The sequence below is a fragment of the Pimelobacter simplex genome, assembly GCF_900114845.1.
Classification (GTDB): Bacteria; Actinomycetota; Actinomycetes; order Propionibacteriales; family Nocardioidaceae; genus Nocardioides; species Nocardioides simplex.
In genome coordinates this window covers 379,902-396,147 of the sequence record NZ_FOUK01000004.1, presented here as the reverse complement: position 1 = coordinate 396,147, position 16,246 = coordinate 379,902, and the positions used below count along the sequence as shown (strand labels likewise).

The following is a 16,246-nucleotide window of genomic DNA, read 5'->3' as shown; positions in this document are numbered from 1 at the left end:
CGGGTGAATCTAGCGGCCCGGCGGTGGCGCGCGCGGCGGTTCGGGGAGACTGCCGGTCAGGCGGTGACGGACGCCGAGGTGCGCACCGGCAGTCGCTCGTAGCCGCGCAGCACGCGGGTGCCGCGCCGCTCGGAGCGCCCGGCGACGTGCAGGTCCGGGTGCCGCTCGTACAGCGCGCGCAGCGCGACCGCCGTCTCGAGCCGGGCCAGGCTCGCGCCGAGGCAGAAGTGCACGCCGGCGGAGAAGCCGATGTGCTGGTCGGCATTGGCCCGGGTGACGTCGAACGACGCCGGGTCGGTGAAGACGGCCGGGTCGCGGTTGGCGCCGCCGAGGTAGAGCAGGATGCCGTGCCCCGGCTCGAACCGCTTGCCGGCCACCTCGGTCTCGCGCAGCGCGATCCGCAGCGTCAGCTGGACCGGCGACTGGTGGCGCAGCACCTCGTCGACGGCATTGGTCCAGCCGTCCGGGTTCTCCTGCAGCCAGCGCAGCTGCTCGGGGTGCGCGTCGAGCAGCGCCACGGCGTTGCCGATCAGGTTGACGGTGGTTTCGAAGCCGGCGGCCAGGACGAGCAGGCCGACCTGGTGCAGCTCGACCGGCGTCAGCCTGTCGTCGCCCTCGAGGAGCGTGAGCTGGCTGATCAGGTCGTCACCGGGGTCGGCGGCCAGCCGCTCGACGTGCCCGCGGAACCACGTGTGCATCTCGCGCAGCGCGCTCTCGGCGCGCCGGAACTGGCGCCAGGACAGGCCCGGGTCGAGCGTCACCGCGGCCTCGTTGCCGAGCTCGAGGAGGCGTCCGCGGTCCTCCTCGCGGACGCCGAGCAGGTCGGCGATCACGGTCACCGGCAGCTGCGAGGCGTAGCGGTCGATGAGGTCGAAGTCCTCGACGCCGGCCAGGTCGTCGAGCAGGCTCGCGGCGACCTGCTCGACGCGGTCGCCCATCCGGCCGACCTTGCGGGCGGTGAACGCCCGGGCCACCTGCTTGCGGTAGCGGGTGTGCAGCGGCGGGTCGACCGCGAGCATGGACGGCGGGTCGACCGGGCCGAGCGTGTCGGGGTCGAGCACCTTGTGGTGCAGCCACTGCAGCGGTTTGGGCAGCTCGCCCTGACCGCCGGCCGTGCCGAAGGCGTCGCTGCGCAGCACCTCGTTGCAGACCGCGTGGTCGACGCTGGCCGAGATCAGGTCGTTGGCGCTGATCGGGCCCCGTCCCCGCAGCTCCTCGTACGCCGGGAACGGGTCCACCCGCAGCGCGGGGTCCATCACCATCCGGCTGATCAGGTCGCCCTTGCGGGCACCGCGCTGGATGAGCGAGCGCTGCAGACCGTGCGCCAGCGCCCACGCGGTGAACGAGCGCGGCAGGTCGGCGGCGCGAGCGAGATCAGGCGACCGCATGCGTCGTACCCAACTCGTCGTCGGCCGCGTTGTCCAGTGCCTCGCGCAGGGCGCGGAAGCGCGCGGTGAGGTCACGCCGGTTCTGCTCGAGGACGTGCTCGGGCAGGTGCGTGTCGAGCTGGGTGCTCATCGTGAGCCGCCAGCGGTAGCGGAGCGCCGCCACCAGACCGGCGCGGTCGCCGAAGATGAGGGCGAGCTCGTCGTCCCACGGCAGCACCGGGTGCACCGAGGTGCGGAGCTGCTCCTCGACGACGCGCAGCGCCTGCCAGCGGCGGTTGGTCTCGGTCCAGGTCATGGCTCGAACCTACGAGCGCGGTACCCCTGGGGACATCGGACGACGGCAGGCACTGCGTCTCCTACCAGGGGAGGAGACGACCGCCCTTCCGCCGCGGGATGACCGCGCGCGCCGCGCTCCCTAGGCTGGTGGGCATGCTGCGCTGGTTGCGCGCCGGGATCGAGACGAACCTCGAACGGCACCAGATCCTCTACCCGTGGTGGGTGCCGCTCGCGTCCCACCTCGGGCAGGTGGCGTCGCTCCTCGTCGCACTCGCGCTCCGCGACGCGCTCTGGCCGCTCGACCCGCTGCTGGTGTGCGTCCCGCTGGTCCTCGCCTCGCCGCTGGTCCAGTTCACCACCAACCGCTGGCTGCCGTGGTGGATCGACGCCGCGGGCAGCGTGACCGCGGCCGCGCTGCTGCTGTCCCGCCCGGTCGACGGCGCGCTCGACCTCGCGCCCGTCCTGCTGGCCCTCGCCACGGCCGAGATCACCGCGCGCGACGGGCTGCGCGAGGGGCTCGCGGTGGCCGGCGTCGGGCAGGTCGTGCTCATCGGCGCCGCGCTCGGGCCGGGCCTGACCGGCGCCCCGCTCTACACCGCCGAGCTGCTGCTGGGCTTCGTCATCGGCGCCATGCTGCTGTGGCAGATGCGAGCGCTCATCGCCGAGCGGCACGCCCGCGAGCAGGCCTGGGAGCGGGCGACCACGACCGAGCGGGAGCGGATCGCCCGCGAGATCCACGACCTCGTCGCCCACTCGCTCAGCGTCTCGCTGCTCCAGATCACGGGCGCCCGGCACGCGCTGCGCGACGTCCGCGAGGCGAGCGGGCCCGACGAGACCGCCGAGGCGGTCGCCGAGGTCGATGCCGCGCTCGCCGACGCCGAGCAGGTCGGCCGCCGCGCGATGGGCGACATCCGCCGCGCGGTCAGCACGCTGGCCGACGGCACCGCGGAGCGCCGCGCCCTGCCCGGCGCGAGCGACATCGGCGCGCTGGTGCGGCAGCTGGCCGACGCCGGCCTCGCCGTCGAGTACGACGAGCAGGGCGACCCCGGGCGGCTCCCGGCCGCGGCCGGCCTGGGGCTCTACCGGATCGCGCAGGAGTCCCTCGCCAATGTCGTCAAGCACGGCGGCGCCGACGCCCAGGTGCAGGTGCGCCTCGCGGTGACCGGCGCGCGGGCCCGGCTGCTGGTGACGAACCCGCTGCCCGCCGGACGCCCCCGCCCCGACGGGCTCGGCTCCGGTCTGGCCGGCATGCAGGCGCGCGCGGCCCAGCTCGGTGCCCGGCTCGAGGCCGGGCCGGACGGCGGCGCGTGGGTGGTCGACGTACGGCTGGGAGCGCCGGGGCGCTCCCGCGGCGAGCTGCCCTGCGGCCGCACCCTCTGGAAGGCGGAGACCGCGTGAGCCCCACCCCCGTCCGGGTCGTCCTCGTCGACGACCAGGAGCTCGTCCGCTCCGGCCTGCGCCGGATCCTGCGCCGCCGCGACGGCTTCGAGATCGCCGCCGAGTGCGCCGACGGCGGCGAGCTCCCCGGCACCCTCGACCGCCTCGGCGAGGCGGGGGTCGACGTCGTCGTGATGGACCTGCGGATGCGGGTCGTCGACGGCATCACCGCCACCCAGGCCGTCGTCGACGCCGGCGGCCCGCCGGTGCTGGTGCTGACCACCTTCGACGACGACGAGATGCTCTCCGGCGCCCTGCGGGCCGGCGCGGCCGGGTTCCTGCTCAAGGACTCCTCGGCCGACGACCTCATCCGGGCGGTGCGGACCGTCGCCGAGGGCGGCAGCTGGCTCGACCCCGCCGTCACCGGCCGCGTGCTCGACCGCTTCCGCGGCCTGACCGCCGCCGCGCCCAGTGCCGCCGTCGACCCGCTGACCGCGCGCGAGCTCGAGGTGCTGCGCGCGATCGCACTGGGCCGCAGCAACGGCGAGATCGCCGCCGAGCTGGTGATCTCCGAGCTGACCGTGAAGAGCCACGTCGGCCGGATCTTCACCAAGCTGGGCCTGCGGGACCGACCGGCCGCGATCGTCTACGCGTACGACCACGGCCTGGTCGCTCCCGGCCGGGCCTAGCCCGCGTCGTCGAAGCGGGCGACCGCCTCCCAGAAGGCGGTGTCGGGCCTCTCCATGATCCGGTAGTCGAAGAACGACCCGTCGGTGAAGGAGACCCGGGCGACGGTGACCCCGCCCTGGGCCTTCTTGCCGGTGTCGGTGATCGCCGCGACCGACGCCCGCGGCACGCTGGCGACGTGGTCGGGCGGGGTCGACGTCCCGGTCATGCCGAAGTCCCACAGCGACAGGCCGCGGTCGGAGAGCACCAGCACGTGCAGGTCGGCCGCCCGCGGCAGGTCGCGGGCGACGGTGCCGTCGTCGCCGCCGACGTGGCGCGCGCCGGACGCGGCGGTCGAGGCGGCCTCGACCGCCTTGCCGAGCAGCTTGTTGGGACCCGAGGCGACGCCGCCGCCGCGCTCGAAGGCGCTGGCGACGACGCGCGCGTGACCGATCACCCGGTGCCCCGGCTCGACCTTCGCGATCTCCTCCGCGATGTCGATGTCGGGGCCGGCGAAGGCGGCCTTGACCTTGTCGAGGAAGCCACGTCAGGCCCCGGCGCCGGTCCCGTTGCCGGTGCCGTCGAGCTCGCCGGCGATCGCGCCCTCGGCGGCCTTGCCGACCGACTTCTTGATCAGCGACTCGAGGTCGAGACCGGTCGAGGTCTTGAGCATCTGCAGGGTCTGGGTGACGTTGTCGGTGACCTGCTTGGGCAGGGCGCCGGCGCCGTCGGTGGAGAGCACGGTGAGCTGGTCGATCGCGGCGATCGGCGAGGCGACCTCCTTGGCGATCTGCGGCAGCACCTCGATGAGCATCTGCAGGACGGCGGCGTCGTTGTAGTGCGCGAACGCCTCGGCCCGCTTGTCCATCGCCTCGGCCTCGGCCTGGCCGATGGCGAGGGTCGCGGCGGCCTGCGCCTCACCTTCGGCCCGGGTGGCGTCGGCCTCGGCCAGACGCCGGCCCTTCTCGGCCTCACCGCGCTTGAGACCCTCGATCGCCTCGGCCTCGGCGAGCGCGGCACGCCGCGCCTTCTCGGCCTCACCGCTGAGCTTGGTCTCCTCGGCCTTGGCCTGGGCCGCGGCGATGGTGGCGGCCTTGCGGGCGTCGGCGCCCGCGATCTCGGCCGTACGACGTCCCTCGGCCTCCTGCTCGACCCGGTAGCGCTCGGCGTCGGCGGGCTTGCGGACCTGGGTCTCGAGCTGGCGCTCGGTCAGCGCGGCCTGCTGGACGGCGACCTTCTCCTGCTCGGCGAGGATCGCCTGGTCGCGCTCGGCCTGGGCCAGCGGACCGGACGCGGCGGCCTGGGCCGCGGCGGCGTCGGTCTCGGACTTGATCTCGGCCTGCTTGAGCGCGAGCGTGCGCTGAGCGACCGCGATCTCCTGCTCGGCGGCGATCTGCGCCTGCTCGGCGGCCTGGCGGGCGTTGGCCTCGGCGATGGCGGCGGCCTGCTGGATGCGGGCGGCCTCGGGACGGCCGAGGTCGGCGAGGTAGGTGCCGTCGTCGGTGACGTCCTGGATCTGGAAGGCGTCGAGGATCAGGCCCTGGCCGGTCAGCGAGCTCTCGGACTCGTCGGCCACGCGCTGCGCGAAGGCGGCGCGGTCGCGGATGATCTGCTCGACGGTCAGGCCACCGACGATGGAGCGGAGCGCACCGGCGAGCACCTCCTGGGTGAAGGTCTCGATGTCGCCCTGCTGGCTCAGGAAGCGCTGCGCACCGAGCCGGATCTGGTCGGCGTTGCCGCCGACCTTGACGATGGCGACGCCGTCGAGGTTGAGCTTGATGCCCTGGCCGGACACGGCGCCGCGGATCTGCACCGAGATCCGGCGGCTGGAGAGGTCCATCGTGGCGAGCTTCTGCACGAACGGGATGACGAAGACGCCGCCACCCAGCACGACCTTCTGGCCGGAGAGGTCGGTGGTGAGCTCACCGGTCTCGGGGTTGATCACCGCCTTGCCCTTGCGGCCGGTGACGATGAAGGCCTGGTTCGGCCCCGCCACCTTGTAGCGGCTGGTGACGAGCAGCACCAGCAGGATGAGCAGGACCACGATGCCGGCGATGGGCCCGAGGACTTCGGCGTTCATGACGTCGGTCTCCGATTCATTGGGGTGGGGGGTTCAGGGTCGGCGGTCGATCAGGGCTGCCAGACCTCGGTGACGCTCACCGCGGTCGGAGAGAGGACGCCGGTCACGTTGACCTCGGTACCGGCGGCGATGGGCTGGTGGGCGCTGGCGTTGAAGCGCAGGGTGTGGCCGCCGACGACGACGCGCACGACGCCGTACCCGTCGCCGGGGATGTCGGTGATCACCCGCGCGACCTGGCCGACGCTGTCGGTGATCGACACGGTGCCGTCGCTGGGGCCGTCCTTGACCAGCCGGGTCAGCCACCAGGCGAACCAGGCGACGACGACGCCCGCGCCGGTGCCGATCGCCAGCGAGACCGGCAGCGGCAGGCCCGCGCCGTCGGACGCGGCGCCGCCGAAGCCGAAGGCGGAGACGAAGCCGCCGATCGCGGCCGTCGAGATCCAGTCGGCCTCGAGCGCCTGGAAGGCGCCGTCGAAGAGGTCACCGGCGACCAGCGACAGGGCGAGGACGACGAGTCCGGCGATGCCGAGGACGAGGAAGACGGTCAACGAGGGCTCCGTGGGCTCCGAAGGACGAGGGGGGTCCGGGGATCGTATCCGGACAGCACGTCGGCAAACCGCGCGGCCGCTCAGGCCTCCACGAGCCGGGCGAGGCCGTCGAGGATCAGGTCGAGCCCGAAGCCGAACTCGCTCGTGTGGTCGTAGCCCGGCTGCAGCGCGTGGCTCACGATCAGCTCGGTGAGGTGCGGGTAGTCCCCCTCGGGCATCGTCTCCATCATCGCGGCGGCGATGTCGGCGACCTCGGCCTGCGAGTCGAACGGCAGGTTCACCTCGGTGACCACGAAGCCGTAGACGTAGGCGTCGATCACCGAGAAGGCGTGCGCCGCGTCGGCGACCGGAAAGCCACCCGCGCGCAGGCTGCCGAGGACGGCGTCGTGGTGGCGCAGCAGCGTGGGGCCGGGCGCGCTGCGCGACTCGATCAGCCCGACCGCCCACGGGTGTGCGGCCAGCCGGTCCCGGGCCGACGCCGCGCGCCGACGCATCGCCGGGCGCCAGGGCTCGCCGGGTTCGGGCAGGTCGATGCCGGCGAAGACCCACTCGACGAGGGCGTCGAGCAGCGCCTCCTTGCCGGCCACGTGGTGGTAGAGCGACATCGCCTCGACGCCCAGGGCCTTGCCCACGTTGCGCATGCTCACCGCGCCCAGCCCGTCGCGGTCGGCGACCTCGACCGCGGCGACGACGATCCGCTGGGGCGAGAGCGGGGTCCGGGACGGGGAGCGGGGCGGCACCCGCGGCACTTTACACCCGTAAGGCCGCGTGCTACGTTCCCTTACATGCGTAAGGTCGGCATCATCGGAGGCTCCGGCAAGCTCGGCCGCCACCTCATCGGTCACTGCCTCGAGCGCGGGTACGACGTCACGGTGGTGTGCCGCCCCGAGAGCGTCGGCAAGCTGGCCGACCTCGCCGACCGGATCACCGTCGTCCCCGGGCGCACCGACGACCGGGCGGCCGTCGCCCGGGCCCTCGCCGGCTGCGACGGCGTCCTCACCGTGCTCGTGCCGTTCGGCGTGCACGACTACGCCAGCGGCACCGCCCAGGCGGTGCTCGACCACGCCGAGCCGGGCGCCCGGCTCGTCTTCTCCTGCGGCTGGCACATCACCCGCGGCGACGGCGACCGCTACACCCGGCGGTTCCGGGCGATGGTCCGGGTGATGACGGTCGTGGCCCGGGCCGTCCGGTTCGCCGACATCGACGACCAGGTCCGGGCCTGCGACCGGGTCTTCGCCAGCGACACGGCGTGGACCGTCGTCCGGGGCAGCGACCTGGCCGAGGGCCCCTCCGAGGGGCTCCCAGTCTGGGCGCGCCACGTCGGCGACCCGCTGCTCGCGAGCAACCTGACCATGCGCACCGACTACGCGCTCTTCATGGTCGCCGCGCTCACCGACGACACGCTCGTCCACGAGGCGCCCGCGATCGTCGGCCGGGGGACGGCGTCCGCACGGGAGCACGCGGCGACCGACCCGACGTGACGGCCGTCACAAAGTTGCACTTGTCGCCAGAGGAGTGCAAAGATGCACTCATGCCCGAAGTGTGCACCAACCGGCGTGAGGCCAAGCGGCTCCTGACCGCGCTCCGCCTCCAGCAGTGCGGGCTGCAGCTGACTGTCGACAAGGGCTTCGACGGCTGGACCATCGACGACCTCGCCGTCGCGGCCGACGTGTCCCGCCGCACGGTGTTCAACTACTTCGACGGCAAGGCCGACGTCGTCCTGGGCCCGGGCATCGAGGTCGATCCCGAGCACGTCGACGCCTTCGTGGCCGGCGGACCGAGCGGCCGGCTCTTCGACGACCTCATCCTGCTCGCCCACGAGGCGATCAAGGACCGCACCGGCGACGACCAGCTCATCACCTTGATGCGCGAGGCCATCGTCAAGGACAGCCGCCTCCTCGTCCTCGTCCACAACCGGCTCGAGGAGGCCGCCACCGGCCTGGTCGAGTGCGTCCGGCAGCGCGAGGGCGACGACTTCCCGGCCCAGCAGGCCCGCCTGCTGCTCAAGCTGCTGCTCACCTTCTTCGACCACGCCCTCGACCGCACCTCGGCCGACCCGGGCCACACCTTCACCGAGCACTTCGACGCGACGATCGCCGACGCCCGAACCGCTCTCGCCTGATCACTCGATCATCTGACGCAGCACCCGCTCGACCGCACCACCTTCCCCCGCCCCCACCCCTGCCTGGAGACCCCGGCGCAGGAGACACCCAGGAGACCTCACATGGCCCGCCTGCTCTACCGGATCGGATCGACCGCCTATCGGCGGTGGCCGTTCTTCATCGCCGGATGGCTGCTTCTCGCGGTCATCGTCGGCAGTCTCGCCGCCGCCTTCTCGAAGCCGATGTCCGACGAGTTCACCATCCCCGGCATCCCGTCGGAGAAGGCCGCGGACATCCAGAAGGAGCTCTTCCCCCAGTCCGGGGACGCCTTCGACGACGCGACGGTCACCATCGTCGTCGCCGCGCCGAAGGGGCACACCCTCGACGAGCCCGCCTACCAGTCGGCGATCGACGGCCTGATCAAGGCCGTCCCGTCGCTGCCGCAGGCCGGTGACGAGAACCCGGGCCTGGTCCCGCCGGCCCCGGCGCCCGAGGGTGCCCCGGCCGCGTTCTCCACGCTCTCCGAGGACGGCACGGTCGGCACGCTCTCCTTCGAGTGGGACGTCGACTCCCCCGCCGACCTGAAGGTCGCGACCGTCGAGGACCTCGAGAAGCTCCTCGACAAGACCACCGACGAGACCGGCCTCGTCGCCGAGGCCAACGGTCCCGGCATGGCGGTCATGACCCCGCCCGGCGGCACCGCCGAGCTGTTCGGCCTGCTCATCGCACTCGTCGTGCTGGTGCTCACCTTCGGCTCCCTCATCGCCGCCGGCATGCCGCTGATCAACGCGATCTTCGGCGTCGGGCTCGGCATGACCGGCATCACCGCGATGACCGCGCTGATGAACATAGGCTCCAGCACGCCGATGCTGGCCACGATGATCGGCCTCGCGGTCGGCATCGACTACACCCTCTTCATCCTCGCCCGCTACCGGACCGAGCTGCACCACACCAAGGACCGCGCGCACGCGGCCGGCATCGCCGTCGGCACGGCGGGCTCCGCCGTGGTGTTCGCCGGCCTCACGGTCCTCATCGCGCTCTCCGCGCTGGCCGTCGTCCGGATCCCGTTCCTGACGGCGATGGGCCTCGCGGCCGCCGCCACCGTGTTCATCGCGGTGCTCGTGGCGCTGACCCTCCTGCCCGCACTGCTCGGCCTGACCAAGTCCTGGGCGTTCCGCGGCCAGGTCCGCAAGTACAACCCGAAGCGGGACGAGCACGGCCGGATCCACAACAACGGCGTGCGCTGGGCGAAGCTGATCGCCCGGGCGCCCGTCGCCTGGGTGCTCGGTGTCGTCATCCTGCTCGGTGCGCTCGCCGCGCCGATCAGCCAGATGTACCTCGCGTTCCCGACCGACAGCACCGCCGCTCCGGACACCACGCAGCGCAAGGCGTCCGACCTGATCACCGACGCGTTCGGCCCCGGTCGCGAGGGGCCGCTGCTGCTCGTCGTCGACGGCCGCAAGATCGCCGACGACGCCCAGCGCCAGAAGGCGTTCGACGACGTCACCGCGTGGGCCGCCGGCCAGGACGACGTCAAGAGCGCCGACCTCGTCATCACCAACGCCCCCACCGGCGACGACGGCCAGCCGACCGGCACAGGCACGGGCGCGATGATCCAGGTGACCCCGTCCTCCGGGCCGGACGAGCCCGAGACGCTCGACCTGCTCGACGCGCTGCGCGACGGCCAGAGCGGCATCGAGCGCTCGACCGGCACCGTCGTCGGCGTGACCGGCCTGACCGCGATCACCACCGACGTCTCGGACCGCCTCAACGGCGCACTGCCGATCTACCTGGCTGTCGTCATCGGCCTGGCGTTCATCCTGCTGGTGCTGGTGTTCCGCTCGATCCTGGTCCCGCTCACCGCCACCCTGGGCTTCCTGCTCTCGGTGCTGGCGACGCTCGGCGCGACGGTCGCGATCTTCCAGGAGGGCGCGCTCGGCCTCTTCGAGGGCCAGCCGATCGTGAGCTTCATGCCGATCTTCCTGATCGGCGTGGTGTTCGGCCTGGCGATGGACTACCAGGTGTTCCTGGTGACCCGGATGCGCGAGGCGCACGTCCACGGGCTGCCCATGCACGAGGCCGTCGTCGACGGCTTCCGCAACAGCGCCCGCGTCGTCACCGCCGCCGCCTCGATCATGATCGCCGTCTTCTCCGGCTTCATCCTCGAGGACGACGCCGTGGTCAAGTCGATGGGCTTCGCACTCGCCGCCTCGATCATCTTCGACGCCTTCATCGTCCGGATGATCCTGATCCCGGCCGTGCTCTACCTCCTCGGCGACAAGGCCTGGTGGCTGCCGGCCTGGCTCGACCGGATCCTGCCGAACGTCGACGTCGAGGGCGAGTCGCTCGAGCGCGACTCGGCGCCGGTGCACGTCGAGACCGAGCGCGAGCTGGCCGGGGTCTGACCCGACCCGCACGTACGACGGGGCCGTCCCAGCGCAGGCTGGGGCGGCCCCGTCGTCGTGCTCCCGGGGTCAGGCCAGGGCCTGCTCGATGTCGCCGGAGATCTTGGCCGGCTCGGTGGTCGGCGCGTAGCGGTCGAGGACGGTGCCGTCGCGGCCGATCAGGAACTTCGTGAAGTTCCACTTGATGGCGCCGCCGATCAGGCCGCCCTTCTGGTCCTTCAGCCAGCGGTAGAGCGGGTGCGCGCCCTTGCCGTTGACCTCGACCTTGGCGAACATCGGGAAGCTCACGCCGTAGTTGCGCTCGCAGAAGGCGGCGATCTCGTCGTCGGTCCCGGGCTCCTGGTGCGCGAACTGGTCGCACGGGAAGCCGAGCACGGTGAAGCCGCGCTCGCCGTAGGTGTCGTGGAGCTCCTGGAGGCCCTGGTACTGGGGGGTGAAGCCGCACTTGGAGGCGGTGTTGACGACCAGGACCACCGAACCGTCGTACGACGACAGGTCGATCTCCTGGCCGTCGATCCCGGTCGCGGCGAAGTCGTGGAGGTTGGTCACCCGGCCAGTGTGGCAGGTTCGTCGCGATCGTCGTCGCGTCCGCGGCGCCGGTGCGCCCACAGGAGCAGGCCGAGCGCGAGCACGATGGCGTCGACGACCCCGATGACGACGTACCCGAGCGAGCTGCCCGTCGCGCCGGCGACCTGCTGGGTGCCGGGCTTGCCCGGAAGCACCCGGACGGCGAGCTCCTGGGTCCGCTCCGCGTGGTCGTAGATGGCGCGATCGACGTCGGCGGGCCAGGTCTGACCGGTGGGGTCGACGGACTCCGGCAGCCGGAACCGGACGACGTACACGGGGTCGGCGCTGTCGGCCCGGAGCACGTCGGCGTCGGTCACCTCGGCGGTGACGTCGCGACCGTCCCGGTCGAGCTGGCGGTGCTGCCACGCCTGGTGCAGCAGCGGCAGGTTGACCACCACCGCGAGGAGCAGCAGGACCGCGACGGACCCGCGCCCGCCCCGCACGTCAGGCGACCGTGGGGCCCGACGGCGCCAGGCCGGGCCAGGTCACGCCCCACCGCTCGTAGGCGGTCTCGTCGAGGGGGCGGCGGTGCCGCTCGCGGTGGTCGCGCTCGGCGTCGCGCTCGGAGACCTCGGCCGGGTTGCCGCGCACGCCGACGGCGATGCCGGCGAGGAGCCGCGCGGTGTCGGGGATCCCGAGTGCCGCGGCGGCGCCGTCGTGGTCGAAGCCGCCGAACTGGTGGGCGTGCAGGCCCATCGCCTGGGCCTGCAGCGTGAGGTGCGCGGACGCCTGGCCGACGTCGTGCGCCGGGATCAGGACGTCGCTCAGCTCGACGCCGTCCTGGCCGAGCTCGACCACGGACAGGAAGACCACCGACGCCCGCGGCACCCAGCCGGAGTTGCCCCGGCTGAGGTGCGGCACGAGCGCCTGGTGCTGGGCGCTGCCCCGCGGCGCGACGACGTAGCGCCACGGCTGGCGGTTGCCCGAGCTCGGCGCCCACTGGGCCGCCTCGAGCAGCCGGGTGATGTCGGTGTCGGTCAGCACGTGCGCGGCGTCGAAGACGCTCGGGCTCCAGCGCGACCGGAGAGGCTCGGCGATCTCGACCGGGTTCATGGGTCGAGTATCTACGGCGGCGCGCGCCGGCGCGCGGGCCGTCCGGTGCTCCGGTCGATCAGCTCGCCGGCTGGTCCTCCCAGCGCACCGTCCCGCGCAGCCGGACCGCGCACACCGCCGACTGCAGCGGCAGGTCGAGGGTGATCTCGCCGTCGCCGACCTCGACCCAGGCGGCACCCGCGGCGCCGGACAGGTCGGGGTACCAGGTGCAGTCGTCGGCCTCGGCGTCGCGCGCGAGGTAGGTGTCGAGCACCTCCCACCAGCCGATCTCACCGGCCTCGCCGCGGCGCATCAGGTCGACCAGGTCGTAGCGGCCCGGGCCCGTGTAGGCCGGCACCGCCAGCGACAGCTCGGTGAGGGTGGTGGTGCCGAAGCCGACCGGCTCGGCGGACTCGACGCGCACGACCAGCCAGTCGAGCGGGGGCGGTCCGTCGTCGTACGGCTCGCCGCCGTCGCGCTCCTCGACGCTGACGGGCAGTGCGAGGTCGAGCTCGCCCTGCTCGCCGCCGGAGATGCTCAGCCGGACCAGACCGGTGGCCTGCATGGCGAGGCGCTCGCGCCGCTCGGTGGCGGCGGCCGCGTCAGCGGCCTCGGCCCGGGCGGCGACGTTCTCGGGGCGCGCCGCCGTCACCCGGCGGGACCACTCCTCGGGCAGCGCGTGCTCGAGGAACGAGGTCACCGCCTCGGTCTGCGAGGCCCGCTCGACGTCCTCGAGGTCACCCCGGGCCTGCTCGCGCCGCTGGTTGTCGGTGGTGAGCAGCTCGGTCTTCTTCGCCTCGGCCCAGTCCTTGCCGAGCTTCGCGATGTCCTTCCAGCCCATCGCGGCACCCTAGGCGCTCACTTGCCGCGGTGCGGCGGATTCACCGGGAATTTGCTCAGCTCGCCGGAAAGAGTGGCGCCATCGAGCAGCAGACCCCGAGATTCTGCTCGCACTCCTCCAGGCCGGCCATGGCCAGGTACGCGCTGCCGAACGGGCCGAGGTACGTCGTCGCGCCCGTCGTCACGTCGGTGCAGACCAGGATGTGCGGCTCGTCGAGGAGCTCCACCTCGATCCGGGCCAGCTGGTCGAAGAGCCAGCCCGGGGTCACGGGACGGCGGGGGAGGTCGGCTCGAGGACGATCGAGGCGGTGTCGTTGCCGGGCACCGGGTCGGTGACCCCCGGCGCCTGGGTGACCGTGGCGGTCACCGGCAGGGGGGTCGTGACCAGGATGCCGAGGACCAGGGAGCCCGCGGCCGTCTCGCCGCCGGTCCACCGGCACTCGACCGTGGTCTCGCTGAGCCCGGTGAGCGCCCCGTGGCACTGCCAGCCGTCGCTCATCAGCACCGGGAAGAGCACGATCTGGCCGAGCACGACGGTGACCGTGGCCTCGGGCCGCAGGTTCGACACCGGCAGCGTCAGCTCGACGTGGCTGTCGCCGAGCGTGCCGGACGGGACCGCGCTCGGCGTCCCCAGGGCGATGTCGTCGGAGAACGCGGGCTCGGTCGGCGTCGGGGTCGGCGTGGGGGTCGGCGTGGGCGTCGGCGTGGGCGTCGGCGTGGGGGTCGGCGTCGGCTGCTCCCGGGTCGCACTGGGATCCCGGCTCGGCTTCGACGTCGGGACGGGCGCGGGCGGCAGCGGGCTCGCCGCCGAGCTGGACGGCGTCGCGGCCTCGGACGGCGGCGGCACGGGCGCCGGCGGCGGCGGTGGCACGAGCGGCGGGGTCCGCATCGGCGTCGTCGCGCTCGCGTCGCTGGGCGCCGCGCTCGACGACGTGCTCGGCCGGGCGCCGGCGGCGGGCGCGTCGTCGGAGCTGCCGACCAGCACCGGGACGACGATCGCGGCGCCCACGACCCCGGCCGCGACGGTCGCCGCGGCCGTGGTGAGCAGCCCGTTCTTGCCGAGCCCGGCCAGCTTGCCCAGCCCGGCCACGACCCCGGTGGTGGCGCCGGTGGTGGCCCCCGTGGCCGCCGTGGCGCCGGTGATCCCGGCCCAGAGCCCGGACAGACCCGGCAGCCCCAGCACCCCGGTGCCGAGCACGGCCGGCACCAGGAGCGCGCCGAGGCGGTTGTTGACGTCGCTGAGGTCGGCCAGCGCGGTGGTGCAGGACAGGCAGCCGTCGAGGTGCGCCTCGAGACCGGGCCGCTTGCGCTTGTCGACCGCGCCGCGCGCGTAGCCGGGCAGCAGCGGCTGCCAGGTCGCGCAGTCGGGCGTGGCGCTCGCGCCGGCGCCGTTGAGGTGCGCCGAGAGGTAGGCCTGGCGCAGTCCCTCCCGGGCCCGGAAGGCGAGCGCGGCGACCGCATTGGGCTTGATGCCGAGGTAGAGGGCGACCTCGCTCTGCGGGAGTCCCTCGACGGCGGTGTACCAGAGCACCGCCTGCCAGCGCTCCGGGAGGCTGCGGAAGGCCTCGCCCACGGCGTGGTTGTCGAAGCGGCCGTCGGGGTCGTCGGTGAGCGTGAGCGCGTCGTTCGGCGGGAGGGTCTCGTAGTCCTCGACCAGGTCGTAGCGGCGCTCGGTGCGGACGGTGTTGCTCCAGACGCTGCGGATCGCGGTCAGCAGGTAGGAGCGGAACGAGATGGTGGGACCCAGGTCGCGCTGCAGCGCGTCGTAGACCTTGGTGAAGGCCTCGGCGACGAGGTCGTCGGCATGGCTCGGCCCCGCGAGACGGCCCGCGAAGGCGGTCGCGGAGGCGCGGTGCCGGCGGAACAGCAGGGCGTAGGCGTCGGGGTCACCGGCGCGGACACGACTCAGCAGGACGGGGTCGCCGTCCTGGACCGGGTCGACCAGATGAGCGGTCATGCCGATGCAACGTCTGAGGACGGCGCCAGATATCCCGACTGGTCCCAAAGGACTAGCAGGAATGGGCGGACGGACCAGGGGGACACAGGACTTCCTTCTCATCAGGGGGAGCAGCACACAGTGCTGCCAACCTCTGGACACCACAGCAGGCACTTCCTTACGGGCCTCCACGTGACTTTCTGCACACCGGCTGACCGGACCCGGTCGGCCACTCGCATAAGCAGCCCCGCCCAGCGGTGTCCGAGAGATGTCGGGCGCCTGGAGGGAGGGCGCCCGACATCTCCTTTCCCGACCACCGCGGAGGGCCTGCCCGTGCATGACGTGTCGCCGGCCGCCCGCGCGCTCACGGACGCGCTCCTCCGGGGGACCGGGCAGAGCGGCGCCGCCACCGCGTTCGGCAAGGCGTGCGCCACCGCCGGCGACGGGCTCGGCGCCTGCCTGGACGCCCTCGACGACGTCTGCCGGGCGGTCGACGGCGGCGCCGCCCCGCCGGCGCTCGTGCGGCACGCCGCGCTGGGCTGGGGCGCGGCCCTCGAGCGGCTGTTCCCGACCCTCGCCTGCGCCGACCCGGTCACCGGGCTGGGGAGCGTCCCGCACCTGCGGTCCGAGGTCGCCGGCCTCTACCGCGCCGCCGGCGACGGGCTGCTGGCCGATCCCGACGTCGCGCACAGCCACGTCCTCCTCGTCCTCGAGCTGCCCGCCGTGCGCGGGGACGTCGACGACGCCTTCGGCGGGCTCGAGGGAGCGCTGCGCCGGGCCGCGGCGGCCGAGGCGCTGCGCACGGCGCTGCCCGACTGCGCCCCGCCGGCCGAGGTGCACCCGCGCCGGCTCGTCGCCCTGGGCCGGCGGACCGACGAGCTGAGCCAGCACCTCGCCGCGGCCGCGGCCGAGGTGGACCGGCGGCTCGCCCTCTCCCCCAGCGGCGGGCGCTGCCGGACCTGGACCGAGGCGCTGCCCGCCGACGCGGACGCCGCGCGGCTCCTCCTCGACGAGCTGGCCCGCTAGGAG

Annotated in this window: 18 protein-coding genes; 6 read left to right on the top strand and 12 right to left on the bottom strand. The window is 73.5% G+C overall.

Going from position 1 to position 16,246, the window contains the following annotated elements; all coding sequences use genetic code 11:
• Nucleotides 1-56 precede the first annotated feature (56 nt).
• Complete coding sequence (locus BM223_RS18740) at nucleotides 57-1,388, bottom strand: cytochrome P450 (RefSeq protein ID WP_052138080.1); 1,332 nt, start codon at nucleotides 1,386-1,388, stop codon at nucleotides 57-59.
• Nucleotides 1,375-1,683 carry a hypothetical protein gene (locus BM223_RS18735; protein WP_038675886.1) on the bottom strand — a complete coding sequence of 103 codons (309 nt, stop codon included), beginning with the start codon at nucleotides 1,681-1,683 and terminating at the stop codon, nucleotides 1,375-1,377. The genes BM223_RS18740 and BM223_RS18735 overlap by 14 nt, the downstream gene beginning before the upstream one ends.
• A 134-nt stretch (nucleotides 1,684-1,817) precedes the next feature.
• Between BM223_RS18735 and BM223_RS18730 the strand changes: the two genes are divergently transcribed.
• The gene (locus tag BM223_RS18730; RefSeq protein WP_052138079.1) at nucleotides 1,818-3,062 is read left to right on the top strand and encodes a sensor histidine kinase; all 1,245 of its coding nucleotides are present in this window, start codon (nucleotides 1,818-1,820) and stop codon (nucleotides 3,060-3,062) included.
• Entirely contained in the window at nucleotides 3,059-3,730 is a 672-nt protein-coding gene (locus BM223_RS18725) for a response regulator transcription factor (RefSeq protein WP_038675885.1), read from the top strand. Before BM223_RS18730 ends, BM223_RS18725 begins: the two co-directional genes overlap by 4 nt.
• On the opposite strand, the gene BM223_RS18720 is transcribed toward BM223_RS18725, so the two are convergent.
• The 4 genes from BM223_RS18720 to BM223_RS18705 form a co-directional block, all read right to left on the bottom strand.
• On the bottom strand, nucleotides 3,727-4,164 hold the full coding sequence (locus BM223_RS18720) for a hypothetical protein (RefSeq protein ID WP_038675883.1): 438 nt from the start codon (nucleotides 4,162-4,164) through the stop codon (nucleotides 3,727-3,729). The two genes, BM223_RS18725 and BM223_RS18720, sit on opposite strands and share 4 nt — an antisense overlap.
• Before the next feature lie 90 nt (nucleotides 4,165-4,254).
• Nucleotides 4,255-5,787 (bottom strand): flotillin family protein, encoded by a 1,533-nt coding sequence (locus BM223_RS18715; protein WP_038675880.1) that lies wholly within the window; start codon nucleotides 5,785-5,787, stop codon nucleotides 4,255-4,257.
• A 50-nt stretch (nucleotides 5,788-5,837) separates the two neighbouring features.
• On the bottom strand, nucleotides 5,838-6,335 hold the full coding sequence (locus tag BM223_RS18710; protein ID WP_038675878.1) for an NfeD family protein: 498 nt from the start codon (nucleotides 6,333-6,335) through the stop codon (nucleotides 5,838-5,840).
• A gap of 80 nt (nucleotides 6,336-6,415) precedes the next feature.
• Nucleotides 6,416-7,075 (bottom strand): TetR/AcrR family transcriptional regulator, encoded by a 660-nt coding sequence (locus BM223_RS18705; RefSeq protein WP_038675876.1) that lies wholly within the window; start codon nucleotides 7,073-7,075, stop codon nucleotides 6,416-6,418.
• Nucleotides 7,076-7,120: 45 nt separating this feature from the next.
• Here BM223_RS18705 and BM223_RS18700 point away from each other — a divergent pair, with 45 nt between their 5' ends.
• The 3 genes from BM223_RS18700 (at nucleotide 7,121) to BM223_RS18690 (ending at nucleotide 10,842) form a co-directional block, all read left to right on the top strand.
• Nucleotides 7,121-7,816 carry an NAD(P)-dependent oxidoreductase gene (locus tag BM223_RS18700; RefSeq protein WP_038675875.1) on the top strand — a complete coding sequence of 232 codons (696 nt, stop codon included), beginning with the start codon at nucleotides 7,121-7,123 and terminating at the stop codon, nucleotides 7,814-7,816.
• Between the two features lie 50 nt (nucleotides 7,817-7,866).
• Nucleotides 7,867-8,457 carry a TetR/AcrR family transcriptional regulator gene (locus tag BM223_RS18695; RefSeq protein ID WP_082003477.1) on the top strand — a complete coding sequence of 197 codons (591 nt, stop codon included), beginning with the start codon at nucleotides 7,867-7,869 and terminating at the stop codon, nucleotides 8,455-8,457.
• Between the two features lie 102 nt (nucleotides 8,458-8,559).
• Nucleotides 8,560-10,842, top strand: coding sequence for an MMPL family transporter (locus BM223_RS18690; RefSeq protein ID WP_038675873.1), 2,283 nt, complete (start codon nucleotides 8,560-8,562; stop codon nucleotides 10,840-10,842).
• A 69-nt stretch (nucleotides 10,843-10,911) separates the two neighbouring features.
• Here the strand turns inward: BM223_RS18690 and BM223_RS18685 are convergent, their stop codons facing one another.
• Genes BM223_RS18685 through BM223_RS18660 form a run of 6 tightly spaced genes read right to left on the bottom strand, consistent with a single transcriptional unit; the run spans nucleotide 10,912 to nucleotide 15,238 of the window.
• Nucleotides 10,912-11,391: a glutathione peroxidase gene (locus BM223_RS18685; protein ID WP_038675871.1), complete on the bottom strand. Its 480-nt coding sequence runs from the start codon at nucleotides 11,389-11,391 to the stop codon at nucleotides 10,912-10,914.
• Complete coding sequence (locus BM223_RS18680) at nucleotides 11,388-11,852, bottom strand: hypothetical protein (RefSeq protein ID WP_038675869.1); 465 nt, start codon at nucleotides 11,850-11,852, stop codon at nucleotides 11,388-11,390. Before BM223_RS18680 ends, BM223_RS18685 begins: the two co-directional genes overlap by 4 nt.
• A 1-nt stretch (nucleotide 11,853) precedes the next feature.
• Nucleotides 11,854-12,462, bottom strand: a complete 609-nt coding sequence (locus tag BM223_RS18675; RefSeq protein WP_052138077.1) for a nitroreductase family protein — start codon at nucleotides 12,460-12,462, stop codon at nucleotides 11,854-11,856.
• A 58-nt stretch (nucleotides 12,463-12,520) separates the two neighbouring features.
• Nucleotides 12,521-13,282, bottom strand: a complete 762-nt coding sequence (locus BM223_RS18670) for a hypothetical protein (protein ID WP_038675867.1) — start codon at nucleotides 13,280-13,282, stop codon at nucleotides 12,521-12,523.
• A 55-nt stretch (nucleotides 13,283-13,337) separates the two neighbouring features.
• A complete protein-coding gene (locus tag BM223_RS18665) occupies nucleotides 13,338-13,550 on the bottom strand; it encodes a hypothetical protein (RefSeq protein ID WP_038675865.1) in 213 nt (70 codons plus the stop codon).
• Complete coding sequence (locus BM223_RS18660) at nucleotides 13,547-15,238, bottom strand: sigma-70 family RNA polymerase sigma factor (protein ID WP_052138076.1); 1,692 nt, start codon at nucleotides 15,236-15,238, stop codon at nucleotides 13,547-13,549. The genes BM223_RS18665 and BM223_RS18660 overlap by 4 nt, the downstream gene beginning before the upstream one ends.
• Before the next feature lie 312 nt (nucleotides 15,239-15,550).
• Between BM223_RS18660 and BM223_RS18655 the strand changes: the two genes are divergently transcribed.
• The gene (locus BM223_RS18655) at nucleotides 15,551-16,243 is read left to right on the top strand and encodes a hypothetical protein (protein WP_141267424.1); all 693 of its coding nucleotides are present in this window, start codon (nucleotides 15,551-15,553) and stop codon (nucleotides 16,241-16,243) included.
• The last annotated feature ends 3 nt before the right edge of the window (nucleotides 16,244-16,246 follow it).